The 21,335-nt window shown below is 40.7% G+C and carries 20 protein-coding genes and 1 pseudogene; 11 read left to right on the top strand and 10 right to left on the bottom strand.

The features are described 5' to 3' along the window. Positions 1-13 precede the first annotated feature (13 nt). From ACFS25_RS25205 to ACFS25_RS25195, 3 genes are all read right to left on the bottom strand, one after another. Positions 14-772, bottom strand: coding sequence for an FHA domain-containing protein (locus ACFS25_RS25205; RefSeq protein WP_381506565.1), 759 nt, complete (start codon positions 770-772; stop codon positions 14-16). 795 nt (positions 773-1,567) lie between these two features. Beyond that, a complete protein-coding gene (locus ACFS25_RS25200; protein WP_381506563.1) occupies positions 1,568-1,981 on the bottom strand; it encodes a hypothetical protein in 414 nt (137 codons plus the stop codon). Between the two features lie 96 nt (positions 1,982-2,077). Beyond that, on the bottom strand, positions 2,078-2,248 hold the full coding sequence (locus ACFS25_RS25195) for a hypothetical protein (protein ID WP_381506560.1): 171 nt from the start codon (positions 2,246-2,248) through the stop codon (positions 2,078-2,080). Between the two features lie 239 nt (positions 2,249-2,487). On the opposite strand from ACFS25_RS25195, the gene ACFS25_RS25190 reads away from it, so the two are divergent. The 5 genes and pseudogenes from ACFS25_RS25190 (at position 2,488) to ACFS25_RS25170 (ending at position 6,086) form a co-directional block, all read left to right on the top strand. After that, positions 2,488-2,841: a hypothetical protein gene (locus ACFS25_RS25190; RefSeq protein WP_381506558.1), complete on the top strand. Its 354-nt coding sequence runs from the start codon at positions 2,488-2,490 to the stop codon at positions 2,839-2,841. Positions 2,842-3,043: 202 nt separating this feature from the next. After that, complete coding sequence (locus ACFS25_RS25185; protein WP_381506557.1) at positions 3,044-3,361, top strand: hypothetical protein; 318 nt, start codon at positions 3,044-3,046, stop codon at positions 3,359-3,361. A 199-nt stretch (positions 3,362-3,560) separates the two neighbouring features. Beyond that, a complete protein-coding gene (locus ACFS25_RS25180; RefSeq protein WP_381506555.1) occupies positions 3,561-4,025 on the top strand; it encodes a recombinase family protein in 465 nt (154 codons plus the stop codon). 15 nt (positions 4,026-4,040) lie between these two features. Next, positions 4,041-4,136, top strand: a pseudogene (locus ACFS25_RS25175) (hypothetical protein); the annotation flags it as partial. A 279-nt stretch (positions 4,137-4,415) separates the two neighbouring features. Further along, a complete protein-coding gene (locus ACFS25_RS25170) occupies positions 4,416-6,086 on the top strand; it encodes a hypothetical protein (protein ID WP_381506553.1) in 1,671 nt (556 codons plus the stop codon). Between the two features lie 74 nt (positions 6,087-6,160). Here ACFS25_RS25170 and ACFS25_RS25165 read toward each other — a convergent pair whose 3' ends face one another. The 5 genes from ACFS25_RS25165 to ACFS25_RS25145 all read right to left on the bottom strand — a co-directional run bounded on the left by ACFS25_RS25165 (position 6,161) and on the right by ACFS25_RS25145 (position 12,671). Next, positions 6,161-6,310 carry a hypothetical protein gene (locus ACFS25_RS25165; protein WP_381506551.1) on the bottom strand — a complete coding sequence of 50 codons (150 nt, stop codon included), beginning with the start codon at positions 6,308-6,310 and terminating at the stop codon, positions 6,161-6,163. A 1,806-nt stretch (positions 6,311-8,116) separates the two neighbouring features. After that, positions 8,117-9,184: a hypothetical protein gene (locus tag ACFS25_RS25160; RefSeq protein ID WP_381506550.1), complete on the bottom strand. Its 1,068-nt coding sequence runs from the start codon at positions 9,182-9,184 to the stop codon at positions 8,117-8,119. Positions 9,185-9,707: 523 nt separating this feature from the next. Then, entirely contained in the window at positions 9,708-10,379 is a 672-nt protein-coding gene (locus tag ACFS25_RS25155) for an 8-oxoguanine DNA glycosylase OGG fold protein (RefSeq protein ID WP_381506548.1), read from the bottom strand. A gap of 645 nt (positions 10,380-11,024) precedes the next feature. Continuing rightward, on the bottom strand, positions 11,025-11,723 hold the full coding sequence (locus tag ACFS25_RS25150) for a hypothetical protein (RefSeq protein WP_381506547.1): 699 nt from the start codon (positions 11,721-11,723) through the stop codon (positions 11,025-11,027). A 369-nt stretch (positions 11,724-12,092) separates the two neighbouring features. Then, the gene (locus ACFS25_RS25145) at positions 12,093-12,671 is read right to left on the bottom strand and encodes a recombinase family protein (protein WP_381506545.1); all 579 of its coding nucleotides are present in this window, start codon (positions 12,669-12,671) and stop codon (positions 12,093-12,095) included. A 1,200-nt stretch (positions 12,672-13,871) separates the two neighbouring features. On the opposite strand from ACFS25_RS25145, the gene ACFS25_RS25140 reads away from it, so the two are divergent. Then, on the top strand, positions 13,872-14,522 hold the full coding sequence (locus ACFS25_RS25140; RefSeq protein ID WP_381506544.1) for a hypothetical protein: 651 nt from the start codon (positions 13,872-13,874) through the stop codon (positions 14,520-14,522). Between the two features lie 159 nt (positions 14,523-14,681). Here the strand turns inward: ACFS25_RS25140 and ACFS25_RS25135 are convergent, their stop codons facing one another. Beyond that, positions 14,682-15,317: a hypothetical protein gene (locus ACFS25_RS25135; RefSeq protein ID WP_381506542.1), complete on the bottom strand. Its 636-nt coding sequence runs from the start codon at positions 15,315-15,317 to the stop codon at positions 14,682-14,684. 252 nt (positions 15,318-15,569) lie between these two features. Between ACFS25_RS25135 and ACFS25_RS25130 the strand changes: the two genes are divergently transcribed. Genes ACFS25_RS25130 through ACFS25_RS25115 form a run of 4 tightly spaced genes read left to right on the top strand, consistent with a single transcriptional unit; the run spans position 15,570 to position 17,742 of the window. Beyond that, positions 15,570-16,040, top strand: coding sequence for a LexA family protein (locus ACFS25_RS25130; protein WP_381506540.1), 471 nt, complete (start codon positions 15,570-15,572; stop codon positions 16,038-16,040). Continuing rightward, entirely contained in the window at positions 16,024-17,307 is a 1,284-nt protein-coding gene (locus ACFS25_RS25125; protein ID WP_381506538.1) for a Y-family DNA polymerase, read from the top strand. Before ACFS25_RS25130 ends, ACFS25_RS25125 begins: the two co-directional genes overlap by 17 nt. A gap of 1 nt (position 17,308) precedes the next feature. Further along, the gene (locus ACFS25_RS25120) at positions 17,309-17,509 is read left to right on the top strand and encodes a DUF6965 family protein (RefSeq protein WP_381506536.1); all 201 of its coding nucleotides are present in this window, start codon (positions 17,309-17,311) and stop codon (positions 17,507-17,509) included. After that, the gene (locus tag ACFS25_RS25115) at positions 17,509-17,742 is read left to right on the top strand and encodes a hypothetical protein (RefSeq protein WP_381506535.1); all 234 of its coding nucleotides are present in this window, start codon (positions 17,509-17,511) and stop codon (positions 17,740-17,742) included. Before ACFS25_RS25120 ends, ACFS25_RS25115 begins: the two co-directional genes overlap by 1 nt. Positions 17,743-18,097: 355 nt before the next feature. Here ACFS25_RS25115 and ACFS25_RS25110 read toward each other — a convergent pair whose 3' ends face one another. Continuing rightward, a complete protein-coding gene (locus ACFS25_RS25110; RefSeq protein ID WP_381506533.1) occupies positions 18,098-19,105 on the bottom strand; it encodes an HNH endonuclease in 1,008 nt (335 codons plus the stop codon). Between the two features lie 482 nt (positions 19,106-19,587). Here ACFS25_RS25110 and ACFS25_RS25105 point away from each other — a divergent pair, with 482 nt between their 5' ends. Next, positions 19,588-21,069: an IS1182 family transposase gene (locus ACFS25_RS25105; protein ID WP_381506532.1), complete on the top strand. Its 1,482-nt coding sequence runs from the start codon at positions 19,588-19,590 to the stop codon at positions 21,067-21,069. Positions 21,070-21,335 lie beyond the last annotated feature (266 nt).

Here is a 21,335-nt window from a genome sequence, read left to right as displayed (position 1 = left end):
ATAAAAAGTTTTTTTATTTGACCCAAATAGCCTGGCAACGTCGGCAGTTTTTTTGTTGGGCGAGCAGGTCCCACTCCCGTGTCCCAAATGGATCGCGGCAAGTCGGATTAGGGCACCGGTATCGCTCACGGTACTCTTTGTCGATGATTTCCAATTTTTCGTCCGTTGACAAAATGGTCGAACACAGGGTTGGTATTAGCATACTTAACCCGGCTCCCGACATGAGTTGAATAAAGGGCAAGGCTCCACCCCCCGTTGTCAATGCGGCACTTATGCCGATAAGAGAAGAAAGAATGACGCTTCCCGTCCGAATCATTTTTTCGCGACTGCGGCAGTCGCGACGAAGTTTCGGGTACTGTTCATAAACCGGATGTAAGTCGGCAAACGGCTGAGTAAAATCCAGCGGGTTCAGTTCTGATTTGGGGAGAGACTCCGGGCCAGCTTGTGGAGGAGTCTCAGGCTCAACTCTCAATAAAGCAAGAAGCTGATCAATAGTAAAAGTCGTATCAGCGAGCCGGAGCGTATCTTGCTTATCAACAACTTTACGCGTAACCCGAATGTCATTGACAAACGAGCCGTTTTTACTGGTAAGATCTTCTAAGACGAAACTGGCGGGCGTACAATGAATCAACCGGGCGTGGTACCCGCTGATTTTGCTATTCGAGAGAACAATTTTATTATCAATATTCCGGCCAATCGTATAGGCGGGCAACTGGCTTAAGCCAGCAATCAGTTGTTCAAACTGATGCTCATTCATAGATACTGAAAGCATGGAAAGGTGTGGGTACAACCTGCCAGCAATATACAAAAATAACGGTGGGCAATCCTTTTTTTGCTAACCAATCACTGTTGAAATAGTCCGCAAGAATTTCTTCTAGAAGATTCAGGATTTTATGATTGGTTATTTTTCGAGTGATGAATTGACATTGATAAAACCGTTCCGAATACTTGCGCAACAAATCAAGTTGAGCAATGATCAGATACTGGCTGAACTTGTCAATGTTTGAATGATATTCATGCTAAATACTCTGCATAATACCGGCAATGGTCATTTGTTCTTTGAAAGAAATAGGACTTCATTGAACGAGTAGTCGAGACATTCGTATTGATAGTTTTGGACAAAGGCGTATTCCATAAAAAGTCGGGATGAACCAGCAACATCCATCCCGACTGATTCAAAGGTTTGTCCTATTCAACCTCGATTCTAAAAACCTGGCCGGGTGCCATAAAAAATAGAATGCCTTCATCAAAATCGTATTCCAGTTGACTGTATTTTAACTTGGCATTGAAATTCTTTTTCAAAGCAATGGAATAAAACTCGAACACCAAACTGGTTTCGTTGGCGTACTCTATCCATGCTCATGCTAAGTCCTCAGGCCCGGTCAGGAATGACCGGGCTTTTTTGTGGTTCGATTAAACGGTACTTCGTATAGGTAATTAACCGGGCCGCCGGTGCGGCAGCGGGGCAGACCAGTGCCGCCTTATCGGTTTGTATAGATTTATAACAAAATACCCCGACTGTAGAACCGTCGGGGTATTGACATTATCACATTATGCTTATGGGAACCTAAGCGTCTTTTCCCTCATTAACCTGCGTGTACGCACGGGGGCTATACTCGACAGCTTTAATTAAGCGCAGGCCCAGTTCGGGGATTTCTTTTACATTCTCTTGGGGAATAATGCCCCGATTGATCCAATTGGTCACCGTGGCTACATTTTCGATGCTAAACTTTCTGGCGTAATTAGCTGCCGTCAGCCAATCACTTAGTGGGTAACTAACCCCGTGCGAAAGCAATACGTTTTTGGCCTCAGTCACCAACTCTTTTGTTTTGGCGGTCATCTCGGCGAGTTTCTCTAGTAAGGCCGATTGCACTTCAGGGGCCATCTGACCAGGCTGCGCCTGAATCAGAATCGCCACCGTGTTCATATCCTCTTCGGTAGCGATGGCCTTAATTTGAATAATCAATTCTTGCGTGTTCATAAAGGGAGTTAATTTATATATAATCAGGGTAGAAGGTGGGGCCCTTTCAACCGGCACGGTATCGCACCGGCGCACCGGCCGCTGCGAACCCGGCTCTTAGCTAGGCATCTCATTTATTTCGTACCAGTCTTCTAGTGCGTTTAAGGCTTGGCTGATGATTTGCTGAAGCTCTTCGGTGGCTTCCCCTTTGTCAGAAATCAGGAGAATGACACAGTCTAAAGCATTCTCGTGGAGCTCAATATGACTTTCGATTAATTTACTCTTCATAATGTGATAATGCCGGGTCGCCGGTGCGATAGTTGGTCACCGTCTTGATGACCTAACAAATATCGCATTTGTTTAGTAATTAAACAATATATCTCTGCCTATATTAACATGTGAGCGTGAAAAGCCTGACAAGTGTTGGGCTTTCTTTTTGTCCACCAAAACGACCGTTTTTTTCGAAGTATACCCTATCCCTAGTAAATTAGTGGATATGTCATTCGATTAACTAAACAATAGATTTTATGAACAAGCCAGATGTAGGAGGACCAATAAAAATGGTCACAATTTTTGACGGGATTTCTCAACGCGAGTGGGTTATTAAGGGCTGGAAAATCCATTTTATGTTATCCGAAAAAAAACTCAATGAGCTTAAAAAGTTGTCCCAAGCGGAAGAATGGTATAAAGACCCGAAAGTGATTGAAACAGGTTTGATCCGGCTGCAAACTTGTTTCAACTGTCTGGCCCTGGTTTGGGAAACCTTCAACGCGCTGCCCGTCAAAGGTGATCGGTTGTTCGATGAGGATTCCGGCCTTATTATTCAGGACCGGGCTTTCGACGCCCAGAATAAAGTAATCACCTTTACCCTTAGCACCTAAACAAACGGTGTATGGCCCTTTTACCGGGCTTTTTTATTGTCCACCAAAACGAGCGGTTTAATTGACACAGATAGGCGGTATCGTACCAGGCACGATACCGCTGAATACCTGTCCAAAATACTTGTCTACTATTGCGTGTCCACTATATTTGTATAGGGGGTATTATTTTGGACAGTTAGGTATTGACAAACCAGCGATAAACATGCTAGACTCGAAGCCAACCAACCTGGACACTCGCCGGGTGAGCGTTGTTCACCTGAACGATCCGGCACAATATCAAGAATACCGGCAACTGCTGAAACTGTTCGAAACGACCAGTGACCGGTACGCCAAGTTTGCCGGTGAAGAGGAGGACACCATCGAATTTTATGTGCTCTTCAGTAAACCCTGGACCGAGGACTTTGCCAAGGGGTACTGGTCGATTTTTGAACAAGCGGCTACGGTACGGGCCATTCCTGAAAAACTTACTTACTTACTGGAGCAATCACAGTCGTGGCCAGCTAAAGATATCGTTCGATGAAACTAACCGCACCGGCACGGTACGCCGCTGCGGGACCGGCCAGAAGAACGGGATCGGCAGATCCGTGAGTTTGACGCAGCCTGGTACCAAATGGTAGGGCCAGCCAGAAAGCAGATTGAAGGAGAAATAAATGCATGGCCGAAGACCAACTTTACAGCCATGCCAATAATTTGCATACTCGATTACGAAAACCTAAACCATGAAAATCGGCTACGCACGGGTATCAACCCTTGATCAGCATTTAGACCTCCAGTTGAATGCCCTTCGGAGCGCAGGCTGTGAGCTGGTCTTTCAGGAAAAAATTAGCGGGGCCAGTACGGATCGGCCCGAACTGCAAAAATTACTCCAGCAACTGCGCTCAGGCGATGAGGTAGTGGTTTGGAAACTGGATCGGCTGGGCCGTAACTTGTCTCACCTGGTTGAGTTGGTGACACAGTTCGAAGAAAAGGGCGTGGCCTTTAGTAGTGTGCAGGATAAAATTGATACCAGCACACCGGCTGGCAAACTCATCTTTCATATTTTTTGCTCACTCGCTGAATTTGAACGGGCACAGACGCGGGAACGAACGATGGCCGGTTTAGTTGCGGCTAAATTAAAAGGGAAGATTGGGGGCAAACCAAAGGGACTCAGCGAAGAAGCGAAGAAAACGGCCCGTGTCGTCTAGAGTCTACATAACGAGGGCTATGCGGTGACGCTCATTGCGAAGAAGCTCACTATTTCAAGGCAGACAGTTTACACCTACCTGAAGCATCGGGGTGTACCATTAACCTACTAGAAGGGTCAGCTTTGGTAAATAACAAAGCAATTCAAAATGAAATTTAATAGTAAAATTCCCGACCAACCGTTAAGGAGCGGCCAGCCGGGAATTTACTTTATCAGAAGTAAAAAGTGATTTTGGCTACCGCAGTAGTAAAACAGGTCATAACTGGTTTACTACTACGATAGCCGTAGCTCATGGGTATACGAAAACCTGTTTCATTATAAAAAGATAAAAGTCTGGCCAGTTTTGAACGGACTTATATCTTTTTATAATATTTAAAATCAAATCCACCCAATGAACAAAAATCCAAATAATTACATCCCGTTAGATGCAGACAAGTTCATCGACATTATTGAGGGTAAAGATGACAATTATACTCTTCCACAAAGAGCAAACCCTAAAATGGGGCTGGCTTCGATGAACAAGGCGTTAGAAGCGGCAGGACAAGAGCCTTTTTGTACAATATATATTCCCAATAGTGATCTAAGACAACAGGGCTGGCGAGAACAAAAAGCTTATAGTGGTCAGTATACAACTGCTAATAGACCCGATCCAAATGAACCCTTTGTTTACAAAATTCTGGCACCTGTAGCATGGTACAGGGGAATAAACTCATCTACTGGAGAAGGGACAAAGCCGGTATTAACCTGTGGCATTGACTTACAAGAATGTGAATTTGAGGGTCAATTTTTCATTTATAAAGTTGTATCAACAAAAGAAATTCAACTCTTTTTATGTGACTTTTTGTCGCAACAAATAAACGGAGTAGCTACAGAAACGGGCTTTACAATAACTAGTTCTTCATTCAAAACCGTTAGTTTATTGGGGAACAAAGGTTATAATAAAGGAGAAGAGGTCCCTATTAAAAAAATTAAATTTACTGATCTTGAAACAGATTCGGTCGTCCTTAATGGGATGAAAGTAGACGAACTATATATTGGTGGACGAGAAGGATCGATAAAGTCTCTTTCAATAGCTAATTGTGATATATCAACATTATACATAGGTGATACAGAATTTGAGTCAGTATCAATTATAAATACAACTATAAATAACTCATTTACAGTAAATGGCAATGTTAAATTTTTTTCTCTAATGGGTTCTACTCCCTTAGAGAAAGAAGTGTACCATATTGAAAAGTTTAATTTAATATTATCTGAGCAGTCTAATAAAGGCGAATATTTTATTAGGGGAGCCACTATAGCAAAATTGGAAATGGGCGGTGTTAATAACGGAAAAATAATTATTGCTGATAATGAGATTAGAAAAATTGTTTTTGATGATCTAACTAATACGGGAGACTTAAAGCTACATGATATTCGTCAGATTAATATTCTTTCAATGAAGGATTCTTCAATGGGCAAGTCTGAGTTTTCTAATATTGATTTATCTTCTACTACCCACGTGGAAGTTGTAGATAGTAATTTATCCGATATAGTTTTAATGAATACTGTTTTTCCAAAATATTTGGTTGGTAGCTCAAAAGGGGATTATAAAGGTATTCGGGAGGCTTTTCGTCAACTGAAATTTGTTTCTGGAAAACAGGGAAATCGCATCCAAGAGCTAGCTTACGAGGCGTGTGAAATGGATGCTTATCAGAAAGATAAGAAGGCAAAAAAGACGGCGGATGAAAAGTCTATACTTTTTCTCAATAAAATAACCAATAATCATGGTCAAAGTTGGACCAGAGCCTTATTGTGCCTTCTAGTCACAATTCCATTATTTATGGCTATTAAGCTGGTGTTTGGCAATACCTATGCATGGGGTTTAAATAGTGCTGAAGTCGGTCAATACTTAGAGTTTGCTGTTAATCCTTTGCATAACTTTGATATTCTTTTTAAAGAAGAGTTAAGAATTAACCCAGCTGCAATGGGATCTGCAAAGATCCTGGATATTGTCAGTAAACTAATCGAAGGTTTTATTCTGTTTCAATTGGTTAGAGCTTTCAGGAAATACGTAAAGTAGTGTCACATCAATCAGTATGATACGAGACTTATTTACAAAAATGCCCGGTCATAATTATGACCAGGCATTTTATTTTAAGCAACTTTTTCTTTCTTTCGCTGCTGCAGTATCAGGCTCTGGGCCAGTTCACCGGCGACCCGGCGCTCGTCGGGCCTGCCGTACACCTCTAGACCCTTATCGGACTTACGACCCAGCAGGACTTTTACCGTGTCGGTACTCAGCATAAGTGAATTAAAGCACCAATCAGAGAGGGATTCGTATCTTTCTTATAATTCACTGAATTTTAGCGTGTTCTCAGTGTAAGAGAACGGGATGCCACCTACTTTGCTGCCTGGCCTATTCGTGGGTTTAGGGTTAGTTAGTCATCCAAGCCCGGTAGGAGTTAAACAACGCATTAAACTCCGGCTGCTAGATAGAAAGCGGTTCATTGATAGCACCATATTACTAGACACTTTAACTGCTGACCCGTCCGGAAAAGCATTAACTATATATCCGATCCTCAAATAAACTTTATTGAAAATACAATACGGTATTAATTGTCGCCTATCCTGTTAAGCTAGCTTTGAAACTATTTGAGGCTAAGGCCAATGGCAAATTTATTCCTCAAACAGCTTCAGCATCTGGGTGAAGTCAACCAGCGAGAGGAAATCCGATAATGATCATATAGCCAAAACTTGCCGAGCGTATCCGACGTTAACTGGTGATAAATGCGTATCTGGTATGAGGAACCATAAACTCTATAGAAGGTAATTAAATGAATTACTCGACGAAGCCAAAAAAACAAGGGCTTTCGGAAACGACAATGATGACATCTACGGATTCGTGTACGGTGGAGCTTACAATTGCCCGTAAATGACTGTTCCGGTATCTATGAAAATTTCAACGATTTTAATGATTTCCTACTAAACACAGATCTAGATAAAATGACTGCATCGGCTCAAATTATGGGCCATAGGCGACTATTGGGAGAATCGTTACTAGATCGTAAGTAACGTTGGCTTATGGTTATCTACGATTTTAACCGCAACTATCCACGATACGGACACCCTTAATAGGTATTACTTTAAACATACAAGTGTTCTACATGCACCTTTAAAAAACCAAATCAAATGGAAGTAACGATTACGAATAAAGACCAAGAGCCGAAACGGTTTTGCCTGAATTATGGCTCAAGTATTGACGCTGCAAATGTGAAACGGCAATACTGCTCTGATAACCGCAGAGTGGCTCACCACCGTCGTCAGCCATCCGTCTTACTGAGCAAATGGTGAAACAACAATAGGACAAGATAATTTGCAAGACAAGTTTACCAGCTGGAGCTGCTGTTAACACTTAGATTCAGCGCTTTGAAGTGAATGCCTTTCTGGGCAAACTCACCCAGCAAATTAATCAGGTGATCCCGGCTTCATCCTAGCCAAAAGGAGGGGGCTACCATGACGGTATCACCCGGACGTAATTTAACCAGTAATGAATCCAGTGCAGGCCGAGTATACTGACACTAGTGATCTTATCTTGGAAGATTTCATCACATCCTGCTCACTGTAGTGAGTCAGGTTGCGTGTCCAGATTCTGATCCAAGCCAAAGACGCGAGTGTAACCAAAAAGTTAATGTCACAAAGGTAATGGGGCAATCTTTTCTGAACCTACTTTTTGGCCCCTGTATTTTGGGTTTTCTGGTTTTATGACGTCGACAATAGATCTGGTTCAATAAGGTATACCTTATTGAACCTTTATTTTTACTCACTTTTGTTCTTTACGAATTAATTCACATGTCAATAATACTAGACTTAGAAACTAAAAAACTGACTAACTAATCGTACAAATTGTTACAAAAAATTCAGAAATGGAAGCATAAAACTAGGCCTGTGTCTCCTAAATTTTTCTTTTTTTATTCATTTAATGCTTCGCATTTAAGCGAATATATTGGTAAATTACGATGATTCATTCTATTACTAAAGCTTAAAAATACTACTAAACTTTAAAATTAATCTTTAACATATTGAAAATTATGCAGAATATGCATCTTCTTATTAATAAATATCATTAGCGTTAATTAAATCAATCAAATAAGGTTCTAAAACGCTGTTTAAAAATCTCAATTCATTATCCTCTTTGTTCACCAAAAGCCGGAAGGAAGAGTCTACTTTTTCCCCATGAAACGTTTTGTTTCTTACAAAATACATATACTTACCTGTGAGTAAAGAAACAACCTCATTGTCATTGTTAGAATCTAAAGCAATTGCATTTTGTATGTGAGTTTCTACTTGTGTAAACAAACCCTTGTTTTTTAGAAAGGTCTCTCTATATCCATATTTAGTTTCAAGTAAAATATTCATAATTCTTTTATCTGAATAGCGAATTACAAAATCTTTTAGGCTTTGGGTTTTCGCTTCTGTATCATAATTATCTAAGAACATTCCTCTCCAACGGATAGCATTTCTTAATTTATCTGTCGTTAAGGAGGTTACTCTTTTAGCTGATAGTGTTAAGATATTTGGATGGTCAACTACAAATTGCCTTAAAAATCTTAAACAACTAAAATCTTGATTATTACCTGCAATATGCGTATAAAGTCTATTAAAAGATTTCCAAAGTTTCTCAAACTTATCGCTTTCATTTAGCAAGGTGTTTGAAATCAATATGTATGATATGGATATTAATGTTGTCTGCCCTTTTGAAGTTCCATTAAATAACTCTTGTAATCGATCTTGGTCTATTATATAGTCCAGTTTGAATGAACTATCTAAAACTTGATTAAATTCTTTGTTGTTAAAAACTTTTTCTTCTAATACTTTCTGTTGTCTAATTCTTAAAATTTTTATACTTGTTATTTTTGAAAATTTTCTCACCGAAGCATAATAAAATACAAGCGATTTTAATATTTGGTTGTATAAGCTACTAAAATGATTGTAAAATATGTTATCAAGAGGAATAATGGCACTTCGTTTAGCTTCAATTATAATTTTGTCATTTTGAATTATAAATTTATCAAAAAATGACGCTGAACCGAAGTAAGGAACTGGCCCAATAAATAATGTTTTTGTATGACTGTCAGAGTCAAAAAGAATTTCAATTGTATAATTGTTGCTTCTAGTCATTTTATTGTCACCTTTAGAATGCTCAATACTTCACCGATGTATGTACTATCAATTTAATTATAATCAGACCTACGCATGTGGAATATTCACCTTTTCAACTAACACCTTTCTACAAACAAAGAAGCCCGCCTGTCAATACTTGAGGTTGCCGACCGGAATTCCAACTAAAAAGCATTTCTTTTTACTTTCACCCAATACCCCTGGGGATTGGTGGTAAACGAGGTAGCTCACTTCATTATGTTACCTTATGCTTTCTAGTTAAGATCTGCTATAATTGATTTGTGATTAAGTCTATAATGTCAATCGAAATGGCTTAGCTCCCTGGTACATCAAATGACAATATAGAAGTTGAGTCGTTTTAAGGACTAATTCACGGATCAATAATCATTAAAGAACTGATAATTAACTAGCAAAACCTACAGCTTTTCGGTGTCTTGTTCATTAAAATACGGTTGTGGTTGGGCTGAAAAATTCCCTGCGGAACAAGCGGCCTGTCACCGGAGACTCACCTATGTGAAATATTTTATTTGGCATCCAGAAGAAAGGCTTCTTTTTTAAGGCTATTTCCGAATATGAAAAGAAATTGCTCAATATTTTCACCTTCGATTTTTAACTGTTTAGATAGATCTCCAAGCATTTCCACGTATTCAAAATACTTACTTTCGGCATTACTATAACTAATTCGACTCAAAGCTTTAAAATTATCATAAAACTTACTCGCTAGGACATCAATTACTCTTTGGTCTAAAATCAAACATTGATTGCCGTTGAGTCGAATTTTGAAAAAATATAATAATTTACTGTACGTCGACAAGCCAAGACCAGGCACTGTTTTGAAAGCTTGAACTACTTCTTGAAACTCGTACGAATTTTGATATTTTCGATTACTAAATTTCTTGATTTCTTTTTCTATAGTTTCGATATTATTAAGAATATTTACAAAGTGATTTCCGCGCATACCTCTTGGGTATCCCCAATAAATTGTTTTAATTATTCTCTCTCTTATGTCTTTGGTATTAAATATATCTTGTCTACATATATTGATACTCTCTTTTTTATCGAATAGCTTGTCATTCATTCTCTCAAGCCAATCTAATTTAAATTCTGCTTTCCGCCAGTTGCTACGTTTTGTTTTGAAACATTGCTGTTGCACTGGCAAATGGGCAATAAGTGTGTGGAATGTAGCTATATTCATACTCTGCTATTTGAAAAGAAGCCTCTCCATTTTACACATTAAACATACCTGTTCTTTTGAGACGGTTAGCTAATCATTCAGAAACTACCTAACAGTCTAGTCTACCAAATCCGGCGTTTGGCTTGAAAGCAGAGGCTCAAAAATTGAAGCCTAAAACTTGCATAGCAAAGGCTTTGAACTTATACGTGCTGCTTGTCGTCCTGGAAAAGACCTAGTGGAAGCCTGCCCACGCGACTCCTATTCTTTCACTTCTTCATACAATCCTGTTATTTTTTAGTTGTTATTATTCGTCCTCCGTTATCTAGTGAAAACTTCTCCATTTTCAAATTAACGTCTGTACGCCCAAAAACCTGCGTTAATAATACATAAAGTAGAAATTAGTGATTGAAAAATTGAGATATATTTTTCAATTTCTTCAAGCTTCATATACAATTAGTTTTTAGTTTGACACTAATTTATAAAACTACTTTAACCTGGATGCTTGGCCTGTTGAACGAACGTTACACATAGATCAGATTCGATCTTTAGGGGCATTTCTATTTTAAGCCATAACTCCAAAATGGAAACCTTACGCTGCCCTATCGGGACGTGCAAACTGTCGCCTAGAAAGCTACCCACGCCAAGCAAGATATAAACAAACAAAACTTATGCTTTCCATCTGCTTTCAATCATTTCAATTTCTTGCGGTGTTGTTTCTGGCTTTATTTGTCGTAAGAGGGTCATATACTTATCAAATACCTGCTTGGGCGGCTTGCTTCCACAGCAATACTTCATCATTTCTTGCTGTGTTCGATCAAACTCTATTTTAAGATTGCTGCGTTTCTGCAATAACCTATCTTGAATATCAATTAGAATTTCAGCTAATTGCCCCGAATGTACATACACTGAAACATGAGCCATTTCATAGTTTTGAGTATCATTGAATCCTTTAAGTGATATTTTTAGGTCACTTAATTTTCCATAAAACCTATAAATATCATCAATTATTTTTGAAGGCATGTAAAGCATATTGTTCGATATTTCTTCGTGATACTTTATGACAGATTGATCAAACTTACTAACTGAATCTTCAATACAGCTTTTATCTATACAAGAGCCTGATAGTGACACGTGAAGCTGTTGAACATCAAACAGTATTTTCGATAATGATGCATATACCGATTTCTCTTGAATTTTTATTTTCTCATCATCGCTATTTTTATTATCTAATTCCTTCTCTCTTATCTTCGTTTGTAAGCTGTAATGACTATTGAGCCAAACCAAAATAATAGGAAGTAGAAACCCACTTAAAACAGATACAACAATCTCTGGTTTTGCAATTAATAAATCTATTAGCTTTTCCATTTTTAACTTTTGTTGTTAATGGTAGACTGGCAGTTACGGACTGCCTAACCTACCAAATTGCATCACTCATGCGTTTACTCTTTCGCCCAAAAGGTACTTTACTCGCTTATTTGGTCATATGGGACGGTCAGCTTGTAAGTCGAGACCAAAGAATGGAAGCTTGAACTTGCTTTGCGGGGCGTTCCATCTGTCGACCGGAACCCGCCCACGCAACATACTTGCTAGATTCATTCAATAATCTAACTGATGATAAGGTGAGGAACTACATTCTCTTGACTAAAATTCACTTTTAATTCCGTAGTAATATAAATTCATATCATTAGTAGCATCAGTTGATGATCAGAATTAAGCAGGTGAAAACTCATGCTATCAAAATTTTTTACTGGATAAACCACGGTACTTCAAGTACTTATATACGGTTGGTCTAGAAATATTCAGTTTGTTAGCTATTTCTTTGATGGCGTACCCATCTTCATGTAATGATTCTACAACACGGGCAAGCTTTTGGGCCTCCTCAGAAAGACCTTTAGGCTTACCTCTAACCTTACCCTTTAATTTGGCCGCAGCTAAACCAGCCAGCGTTCGTTCTCGTATCTGTGCTCGTTCGAATTCGGCAAGACTGCAAAAAATATGAAAGATTAGTTTACAGGCTGGAGTACTTGTATCAATCTTATCATTCATACTTGAGAATGATACCTGCTTTTCAGAAAATAGGTTAACAAGTTCAATAAGATGAGCCAAATCACGGCCAAGCCGGTCGAGTTTCCACACAACTACTTCGTCACTTGAGCGTAGTTGTGTAAGCAATTTTTGAAGTTCTAGCCGATCCTTTGCCCCTCCACTAATTTTCTCCTGGAATATAATCTCACACCCTTTCCCTTTCAGCGCGTTGAGTTGAAGGTCGAGATTCTGATCCGCTGTAGATACCCTAGCGTAGCCAATTTTCATTTAGTGTAAAGGAAAATGTACTTACCTCAAATCTACTTTACACACAATGATTTACAAGTATTACTTACACAATTTTGCATATCAACAACTTAATGCATAAGATCTAGCTATGTAAAGGGTATCGAACGTTTTATTTGACAATGAAACTCATCGAATGCCCTTAGATATGTGCTCTAATTGTAGGGTTTAGAAATACAACCGATAAACGCTCCGGTATGACTGCTCAATCCATCCTGTCCGACCGTAGCCTTCGCGCCGGTTTAGCTGCATTGAACTGGCCTCTGGCTATATTGACAACTGCAACAGCCCATCGAAATGGACTATTGTGTTAGGTATAACCGGTCCTGGGTGCTGTCAAATCGGGATGCTTCAATCTTAGTAAAAGCAGGGTTCGAATACGCTGAGTAGGTTTCTACTTCCCATTATAGATATAAGCCCGGCCTCACCAGATCGGGCTTTTCTTATATAATAGTTGCAACACACAGAGGCAATTTAGAGCCTACGGAATTGCTGAGATTCGCAAAAACAAAGGTATAACCTTTCTGTGCGTGGTCGGTGGTCAGCCAGAGGTTGAGGTATTTGGCATTAATTCGCTTGAGTAGTTGCTCAAAAATTGCGGAAAACGGGACAAAATCCCAAATAACGAGTCAGAAGTTGCCAAAAACGTGTCAGTCATTCATGTAAATCAATGGGCGTGCAGAATGCGGGAATCAAAAACTCCAATCATATAGTAATTTACGTTTGATTCAAAACGGAGAATCATAAACCCACCGGACCTAATGAAAACATACGAGAACCTTACAAACCAGCAACTGGAAAGGCTACACCTTTTGGTAAATGTTGTTTCTGACCCTGAAACACTTCCAATCGATGTAATCCGAAAGGAGGGGGTAGACTTGATTATTGTAATTCAAGGTGACCCAAGAGTTCACAGAGTGTGTACTACGCATTTTAACGTTACGACTGGATCTGTTCGGGTCAACTCTGGTACGATAGGCTATAACCCCGATACACTAATGGCACAATGGAAGAAACTAGGTCTTGGATATACAGAAAGGCCAATAGCTGACAGTATGCGTTCCTAATGAACAATCAATTGTCACTATGGGGCTATGATTGACCTAGTCAATGTTGAAAATGACAAACAAGTTTTTAGGTTAAAAGCTTATACATTGGTCGGAAAATTTCTCACCATAAATTATGAAGAATATGTCTCACGAAGGGTTAAAGTACGTTTGTAGTTATGGGCAATACTTTTTTGCAACTTTGGCCGCAATTTGCGCAATAGGCAATATTTATTTTGGTCGATTGGTTGAGACAAAAAAAGCTGCAAAGGTTACATTAATGGGCAAAATTGCACCTATACATAGAGCTAAAGGTAAGACTGAGACTTTCCCTTCACTTGAAATAGGCAACAGCGGAACCGTGTTTGAAATAAGAGACCTGCCACATTTAGATGACGTGTTTAACACGCCTGGAGCCAATTTTTCAGTATCAAAAGAAGATGGACAGGTAAAGGTATCTATAACTATTCGCGACAAAACGGGGAAAATAGTGGCAGAGTTAATTAGTAATGAATGGAAGTCTAATCCCGCTAATTGGGATCGGAATTATACCCAGGATGCCATAGAGATAAAAGATTCAGAGGGGGGTGTTGTCTTACAAGCGATTGCTTTGCCTGATCGAGTTAAAATGCAGATGAAGCTATATACTGATAAAGGAGAGCCTAGGGTGTTTTGTGAAAATCCTGATCACCAAGGAGGAGCTTTACTTACAACAATTGAAACTAAGGTCAGGATTAGGCCAATATTTAAATACCCAAGTCATTCACACTTGGGAGAAAGACTTTAATGCAATGTTAGTATGCATAAGTTATACATAGAAGGGAAAACGCTGACTTCGTTGAGGTCAGCGTTTTTTTGCATAAAAACAGCCGCCACCTAGTAGGCAGCGGCTGTTTTAAAGTGGTAAAAAAAGGAAGGTAAAGTGTTGCGAATAAATAAATGATAGTTAAGGCTGAGAAATGGGGTCAACTATACCAGCAGGGGCGTTTGCGTTAGCAGGGGGCACAGTTATTGCCCCTCCAATATAGGTTAAGTACTTTTTGAACTCATAGCCTGTCATTTCTCCAATTTGCTTAGACATCAAATTATAGTTTGCCCTCTCAATGGCTGCGTCAAGCCACTTCTGAAATAGGTCCGAATTTTCCCTGACTAGTTTGCGAACTCCCCCGTAGGTATAAAGGTGATTTTCTTGTAAGCCTATAACAATTCCTTTTGTTTCTTTCTGTTCAGGCTCATCGAACTCCAATTTAACTTCACCTCTTCCGTAGACTTCGTCTTTATAATCCCGCTTCTCATACATGTAATACATCATCCATTGAGCAAGTTGAAGCACTGCGGTTATTGACGAGTCCTCAACAGCACTGTACACAAATTCATCATGAGCCTTTAGAAGACTTTCCGTATAGTCTTCCTCAGAAAGGTGATTCTTAACAAGATCTACATAATACCTAAGCATTTTTATTTGATCAGATGTTAGGTCGGGCTGCCTCTGCACTAGGAGATGATACTTGTTGCTTCCTTCATACAGTGGGCCAAATATACCCTTCGAAGGGTCAATAGGAATCGGTGGAAATTCAAACATAATAGTGGTTAAAAGGATAGTTTATCCTGCAAAATTATAATTTTCTAAATGTAAACAAATAGCTATCATATGAAATAAATCAACCGTTCAATAACTATAGGGAAGGGCTTCGAGCTTTGCTTAATTCTTGACAGAATAATGGTTTAATAAAAATCTGTCATGTAAATGTCAACAATAGCCCCCTTCACTATACCATATTTGTATTATATATAACAAAAGTATAATATAGCGGCTTGATTTTATCAAGACGTTATGATAGACAAGATAGATCCCATACCACCGGAGAATATAACGCGGGTTGATGCAACCAGCAGGCCGTTACTTCCCCTGTACTCTTTTGTCGTGCAAGCAGGGTTCGCGAGTCCGGCTGAAAGCCACATTGAGCGTCGTCTGAATTTGCAGGATCTGTGCGTGAATGATACCGACTGCACCTACTTCGTCAAGGCGGTGGGTGAAAGCATGATCGGTGATTACATTTTTCCCAGCTCTATTCTGGTGGTTGACTCATCCGTTGCGGTTGAATCCGGTTCAGTGATTGTAGCTTGGGTAAACGGGGAATGCTGCGTGAAGCGGTTCGTCCGACAGGGTAAGATCATCATGCTCGAATCCAGCAATGAGAAGTACCTGCCTATCTACGTTCACATAGGTAGAGATCAGTTCAGGGTACTTGGTGTTGTCACCTTCATCGTGTCAAAACCTCCTCGCTATGTACGCCCTTGTTGATGCTAATAGTTTTTATTGCTCGGTAGAACGCAGTTTCAACCCATCGTTAGAGGGTAAAGCTGTTATTGTGCTCTCTAACCGCGATGGTAATGTGGTCGCCCGTTCGGACGAAGCAAAAAAGCTCGGCATAAAAATGGGCCAACCATTCTTTGAACTAAAGGAACTTCGGGAGCAGCACGAAATAGCCGTTTTTTCCTCAAATTATACGTTGTACGGTGACATTTCCTCAAGATTTATGAGCCTGCTTTGCCGATTCGTAGAAGATGTAGAGGTGTATTCCATTGATGAGGCATTTCTGCACGTCGATGGCTACGATAGTATATATCCAAGCTACGAAGGGCTAGGAAAGTCCATTAAGGAAACCGTAGCCAAGCGGTTACGCATACCTGTGTGCGTGGGGGTCGGTCCAACTAAGACGCTGGCGAAACTGGCCAATAAACTAGCCAAACAACGGCCTGAACTGGGTGGCGTATGCGTACTCGATACGCCCGAAGTGATTGACAAAGCCCTGGCTACCTTTCCAGTTGGTGACCTGTGGGGCGTAGGCAGTAAGTCAGCAGCAAAGCTAAAGAAGAACGACATAGATACAGCCGCCCAGCTTCGGGATGTACCCGACGATTGGATTAGGCAGATTATGACTGTGAACGGATTGCGTTTAGTGCATGAACTACGCGGGTTCCCCTGTAAGCTGTTGGAAGTTAGTGCCCCACCCAAGAAATCAATCTGTACAGAGCCAGGCTTTGGTCGGCTGGTTCCCGATCTGAATACGATCACTGATGCCTTAACAACGCATCTAACCAGAGTTTGTGAAAAGCTCAGAAAGCAAGACTCGCTTTGTAGTGCGGTTGTTGTCTCCCTGCATACCAAACGGTACAGAAAGATACCCGCTAATGGATTACCAGCTCTACAGTATCACAACCACCTTACGGTCGTATTGCCCCATCCCACGAATAGTACACCAGAACTATTGAAATATGCAGAAAGCGGATTAAAGGCAATCTTTAAATTCGGCTATAATTACCAGAAAGTAGGCATTATGCTAATTGGCTTAGTGCCCTCAGATTACCGGCAAAAGGGCATATTTGCTGAGGGGCCGAACGAGAAGTTATTGACGCTGGCTACTGTAGTGGATAAGCTTAACTACCGCTACGGTCAGGATAAGTTACGGTTAGCCTCACAGATGTACAATCCTGATTGGCCGATGAAACAGGAATATCTATCAAAGTGTTACACGACGAGATGGAAAGATATACTAGAAGCACATTAATATGCAAAAGGAAGTAGAGGCACTAGTTAAGTGGTTTGAAGGGAAAAAGCTGCCGGAAGGTTACTTTGCTTTCTCTGCCTGGGAGAGCACCTATAATCTGGCCAACACGGTATCGCTGGCATTTGACAATGCTCGTGCAGGTAATACCAATTCACTGGCCGTTTTGAAGCGCGTGAAAGAGAAACTGGAATCGGGAGTCTAATGGAAATCACGCACGAGATATTACTCAAGCTCGGCTTCACGGAGCTGTTCAACCGGCCATCCCGCTACGTCTACAAGGGGGTGACCGGTCGGTTACTGGCAGAAAGAGGCACATTTCATTTTCACGGATTTGGCCCGGCAATCGAACGGTTGAGCGATCTTAAATATATGCTAATGATTACGGATTACAACTACAATGCTACAGTTGTGCCGTATCCAAACAATTACAATTAAGAAAGCTGTGGAAGTTGGGTAGCCTCAACCTGGACATATAGGCACATCATAGTATAACACAACAGTTTTTCTGCGTCTTCTTTTTAGCCGCCGGTAATCCCACCACATCCGTAGACCTTACCTCCCACTCAATATCATCCTGTGTCCGTTCCCCCCCCGGCGCTCATTGCTTTATTCCTCTCCTCCTCTTCATCAAGTTTATTCACTTCTCTAGTGTCGTGGCTTGACTAAAAATGAAGAAGCTCACGAAAAATACGTGTTTTTGACATACAAAGGAATTTGCCTAACGGTTACAACAACCATTGGTAAAAAAGGCCGTAAGGATAGGCATGTAAAAAGGCTAAAAATCTAACCCTTATCGTAAATCTGTATCGTCCCGATTACTTTTTCCAATGTTGCATTTTAAACAAAGGGTTTGAAGGTTAGAAAGTTCATCTTTTCCTCCTTTTGATCGGGGTAAGATATGGTCAACATGTAAAATTATGCTATGTTCTTTCGTGCTACGGCGACAGCTTAAACAAGTCCATTGGTCACGGGCTAACACTTGGTACCAAAGACCCGCCCGCACGAATTGATAGCTATCCAGTTCAGGTAATATAAAATTTTCTTTGTCAGGTTGTGTAAAAGTAAGCTCTTGCCGGTTTGTCAACCATTCCGATAGAAGATGTACTTGCTGAGGAAAGTTAGGTTTAATCCCTTCGGCTAAACAAGAACAAAGATCAAGTAACGGAAACAAAAAAACGTAAGCGACAATTAGCTGCTCGATAGCCAACGGGTTAGTTATAGGCAGGTAGTGAACGGATGAGCGTATAAAAAAATGGTCATTGTTCTTCAGCAAATCTTTTAAGGGTTGAAGGAGTTGCTGGTTAGTTTGGCTAATATAAGATATTCCACCTGCGTTCAAGAGTGCCGAAAAGCTATCCAAGTGATCTCTCAAATACCGTTTAAGCTTCCAGGAATACTTATCATCCGTGTGATTAAAAGGATTCACGTAAGCTGACATCTGGCCTCCACTGGTAACTTCAAAGACTGCGGTAGCGGGATAAAAAGCGTAGGGCTTTCCGTCAGGTCTTTTTAGAGCCAATTGTCGGTTAATATCTCTGCGGCCACACAGCCCGATTAGTACTATGTCAGTGTCCCGGTTGGTCTTTGCCTCTTTTCGATGGGATGGGCTATAGATGTAGCTATATCTGTCGAACGGATCGAGCTTGTAAGCGGTTTTAATTTCGATCAGTGCTGAATCAAGTAATTTCTGCAAACGAGGGAAGAAGTAATTTTGGATCGTGTTAAGTTTAGTTTTGGTGTCAGGAATAACGAAGATTTCCGTATCTCGAGACTCAAATTGTAAATCAACAGGAAGCATAGGATATTAAATCGATCAGGTGTAAAAATATATCTTCTTAGTTTTATTTAAGTTAATTTTCCAGTTTTCTGGCAAAGAGGGAGTGCTTGCTGAACTGTATTAAGTCCAGTTAGGTAAGCTACAATTCTGGCAAATCCGTTTGTGTTCGTAATCGTTACGGCCATTTCATTTAGTTTAAAAGGCCTACGTTGCTATACTACTGTGTTAAATGTAATACACCTTAGGAATGTATATATAGTGTATAATTGCGGCTAAAAACCGTAATCCAACGTTTGTTACGATCTTGTAACGATTTCATTCCGGGTCAATAATTGACCATTATCTAATGTTTTGCGGGCATTCCTAATAGTGCGGTGCAGGTAATTCTCGACGTACAGGTAAGTGTGCTACTAAAACCCTACAAAAGAAGTGTTCAATAAAACGGTCGTGACTGTTGCACAACCCTAATGGCCTTATATTGAGATAGATGCCTATCTTGAGGTATGGTAGGCAAAAAACACACTGCTCTTCAACAAGATCATAGTCTGCTCCTTGACCAATGTGTACCCCAGCAGAACCTATATCGTCGCTTAAAACAGGCCATTGATCTGACGTTTTTGTACGAAACGGTCAAACCGTATTATGGCAAATGCGGCCAAAAGTCGATTGATCCCATTTCATTCGTTAAACTAATGCTGGTGGGGCATCTGGAAAACCTCACTTCCGATCGAGCGATTATTCGCTGTTGCCAACTCCGATTAGACATCTTGTATTTCTTAGACTATGAGTTGGGCCAAGCCTTACCCTGGCATAGTACTTTATCGCGTACTCGGCAGCGCCTACCCGAAAAAGTGTTTGAATCGTGTTTTGAGTATGTATTAACGCAGTGTATTGAACTAGGACTAGTCGATGGCCACACTCAAGCCATTGATGCTGCTTTTGTCGAGGCTAATGCTTCATTAGACAAGTTAGAAGCTAAGCCGCTGGCCAAGTGGAAATTAGAGAAAAATGAGGATCCACGGGTTGATGCTCCGGATCAGGTGTCTTTTGATAAGACCAAGCAGTATGTTAATCCTAAGAAAGTTACCCGCAATAATCGAGTCTATTACAGCCCCAACGATCCGCAGGCCTGCTTGGCTACTAAGCCTAACAAGGCCTTTCGGCTTTATTATCTGGCCAGCATGGCTGTTGATTGTTCCCATCATGTGATTACCCACATTCAGGCCGACTTCGCAGACGAGAAGGATTCCCGCCATCTAATGACCATCGTTGATCGAACCAGCAGGCGGTTGTCGAGTCTGGACTTATCCTTGCGCTGTGTACTGGCGGATGCCGGTTTCAGCTCAGGGGAAAATTATGCCGCTTTAGAGAACCGACATATTGAGGCTTATATCCCTTTGTTTGGTCGCTATAATCGGGTTCGTGATCCGTTCACCTATGAGCCTTGGCAAGATCAATATCGCTGCAGTCATGGGGCTGTTTTACGAAATCACGGGATTGAGATGGCAGGTGGGTATGGCAATTATCAGTATATAGCTAGCTTTAGTGCGTGTCAAAACTGTCCCATTAAAGAAAGTTGTTGTGGCAAACGGGATCGTAAATCCTTGAGTGTGACGATGTATTACCGGGAATATGAGCGAATGGTGGCTCGCCTGGCGAGTGCGAAAGGAAAGCAGTTGAAACGGCGACGTAGTGCGGTGGTTGAGCCCGTTTTCGGGAGTTTACTGAACTACTTTGGTATGTACCGGACTCCTAGCAAAGGCAAAACGGGTGCTCACAAGCGGATGGTGATGGCGGCAACGGCCTATAATCTCAAGAAGTGGCTGTTGGCTAAGCGCTTGCCTAAGGTGGTTACTCAAGTGTTGGCTTTGCATTCAGAGGACTCTTTTTTTGCCTTTATGGGATGGGTAACTTCAATGGCTTCTACATCCATATTAGGGTTGTGCAACAGTCACGACCGTTTTAGGAAAATACCAGAGGAATAAGATTGAGTACCCCCTGTTGTGCTCGCCAATTATGGATTTTAGGTACTTTGTGTGACAGACTGACAGAATCCTATTGCCGTAAATGTTAGGCAATGATATTTTCTACTAATTAAAATGAGAACCATACAAAGTGCTTAAAAGCTAGTTTTTGGGGAACACCATAATAACACTGTTACTTCGTCTTATTTCTAGAAATAATAGAAATGGGATTGGTGTCGACCACAACAAGCCGAAGCCTGTCTGTCGGGGGAATGCAACTTGTCGCC

It is taken from the genome of Spirosoma flavum (genome assembly GCF_042686045.1).
In the GTDB taxonomy this organism is placed as follows: domain Bacteria; phylum Bacteroidota; class Bacteroidia; order Cytophagales; family Spirosomataceae; genus Spirosoma; species Spirosoma flavum.
This window is presented reverse-complemented; position numbering and strand designations above follow the sequence as displayed.

Bases quoted from the DNA above. Each gene is read 5' to 3' on its own strand.
- ACFS25_RS25205 (WP_381506565.1), bottom strand. From the start codon at position 772: ATGCTTTCAGTATCTATGAATGAGCATCAGTTTGAACAACTGATTGCT.
- ACFS25_RS25200 (WP_381506563.1), bottom strand. From the start codon at position 1,981: ATGAACACGCAAGAATTGATTATTCAAATTAAGGCCATCGCTACCGAA.
- ACFS25_RS25195 (WP_381506560.1), bottom strand. From the start codon at position 2,248: ATGAAGAGTAAATTAATCGAAAGTCATATTGAGCTCCACGAGAATGCT.
- ACFS25_RS25190 (WP_381506558.1), top strand. From the start codon at position 2,488: ATGAACAAGCCAGATGTAGGAGGACCAATAAAAATGGTCACAATTTTT.
- ACFS25_RS25185 (WP_381506557.1), top strand. From the start codon at position 3,044: ATGCTAGACTCGAAGCCAACCAACCTGGACACTCGCCGGGTGAGCGTT.
- ACFS25_RS25180 (WP_381506555.1), top strand. From the start codon at position 3,561: ATGAAAATCGGCTACGCACGGGTATCAACCCTTGATCAGCATTTAGAC.
- ACFS25_RS25170 (WP_381506553.1), top strand. From the start codon at position 4,416: ATGAACAAAAATCCAAATAATTACATCCCGTTAGATGCAGACAAGTTC.
- ACFS25_RS25165 (WP_381506551.1), bottom strand. From the start codon at position 6,310: ATGCTGAGTACCGACACGGTAAAAGTCCTGCTGGGTCGTAAGTCCGAT.
- ACFS25_RS25160 (WP_381506550.1), bottom strand. From the start codon at position 9,184: ATGACTAGAAGCAACAATTATACAATTGAAATTCTTTTTGACTCTGAC.
- ACFS25_RS25155 (WP_381506548.1), bottom strand. From the start codon at position 10,379: ATGAATATAGCTACATTCCACACACTTATTGCCCATTTGCCAGTGCAA.
- ACFS25_RS25150 (WP_381506547.1), bottom strand. From the start codon at position 11,723: ATGGAAAAGCTAATAGATTTATTAATTGCAAAACCAGAGATTGTTGTA.
- ACFS25_RS25145 (WP_381506545.1), bottom strand. From the start codon at position 12,671: ATGAAAATTGGCTACGCTAGGGTATCTACAGCGGATCAGAATCTCGAC.
- ACFS25_RS25140 (WP_381506544.1), top strand. From the start codon at position 13,872: ATGAAGAATATGTCTCACGAAGGGTTAAAGTACGTTTGTAGTTATGGG.
- ACFS25_RS25135 (WP_381506542.1), bottom strand. From the start codon at position 15,317: ATGTTTGAATTTCCACCGATTCCTATTGACCCTTCGAAGGGTATATTT.
- ACFS25_RS25130 (WP_381506540.1), top strand. From the start codon at position 15,570: ATGATAGACAAGATAGATCCCATACCACCGGAGAATATAACGCGGGTT.
- ACFS25_RS25125 (WP_381506538.1), top strand. From the start codon at position 16,024: ATGTACGCCCTTGTTGATGCTAATAGTTTTTATTGCTCGGTAGAACGC.
- ACFS25_RS25120 (WP_381506536.1), top strand. From the start codon at position 17,309: ATGCAAAAGGAAGTAGAGGCACTAGTTAAGTGGTTTGAAGGGAAAAAG.
- ACFS25_RS25115 (WP_381506535.1), top strand. From the start codon at position 17,509: ATGGAAATCACGCACGAGATATTACTCAAGCTCGGCTTCACGGAGCTG.
- ACFS25_RS25110 (WP_381506533.1), bottom strand. From the start codon at position 19,105: ATGCTTCCTGTTGATTTACAATTTGAGTCTCGAGATACGGAAATCTTC.
- ACFS25_RS25105 (WP_381506532.1), top strand. From the start codon at position 19,588: ATGGTAGGCAAAAAACACACTGCTCTTCAACAAGATCATAGTCTGCTC.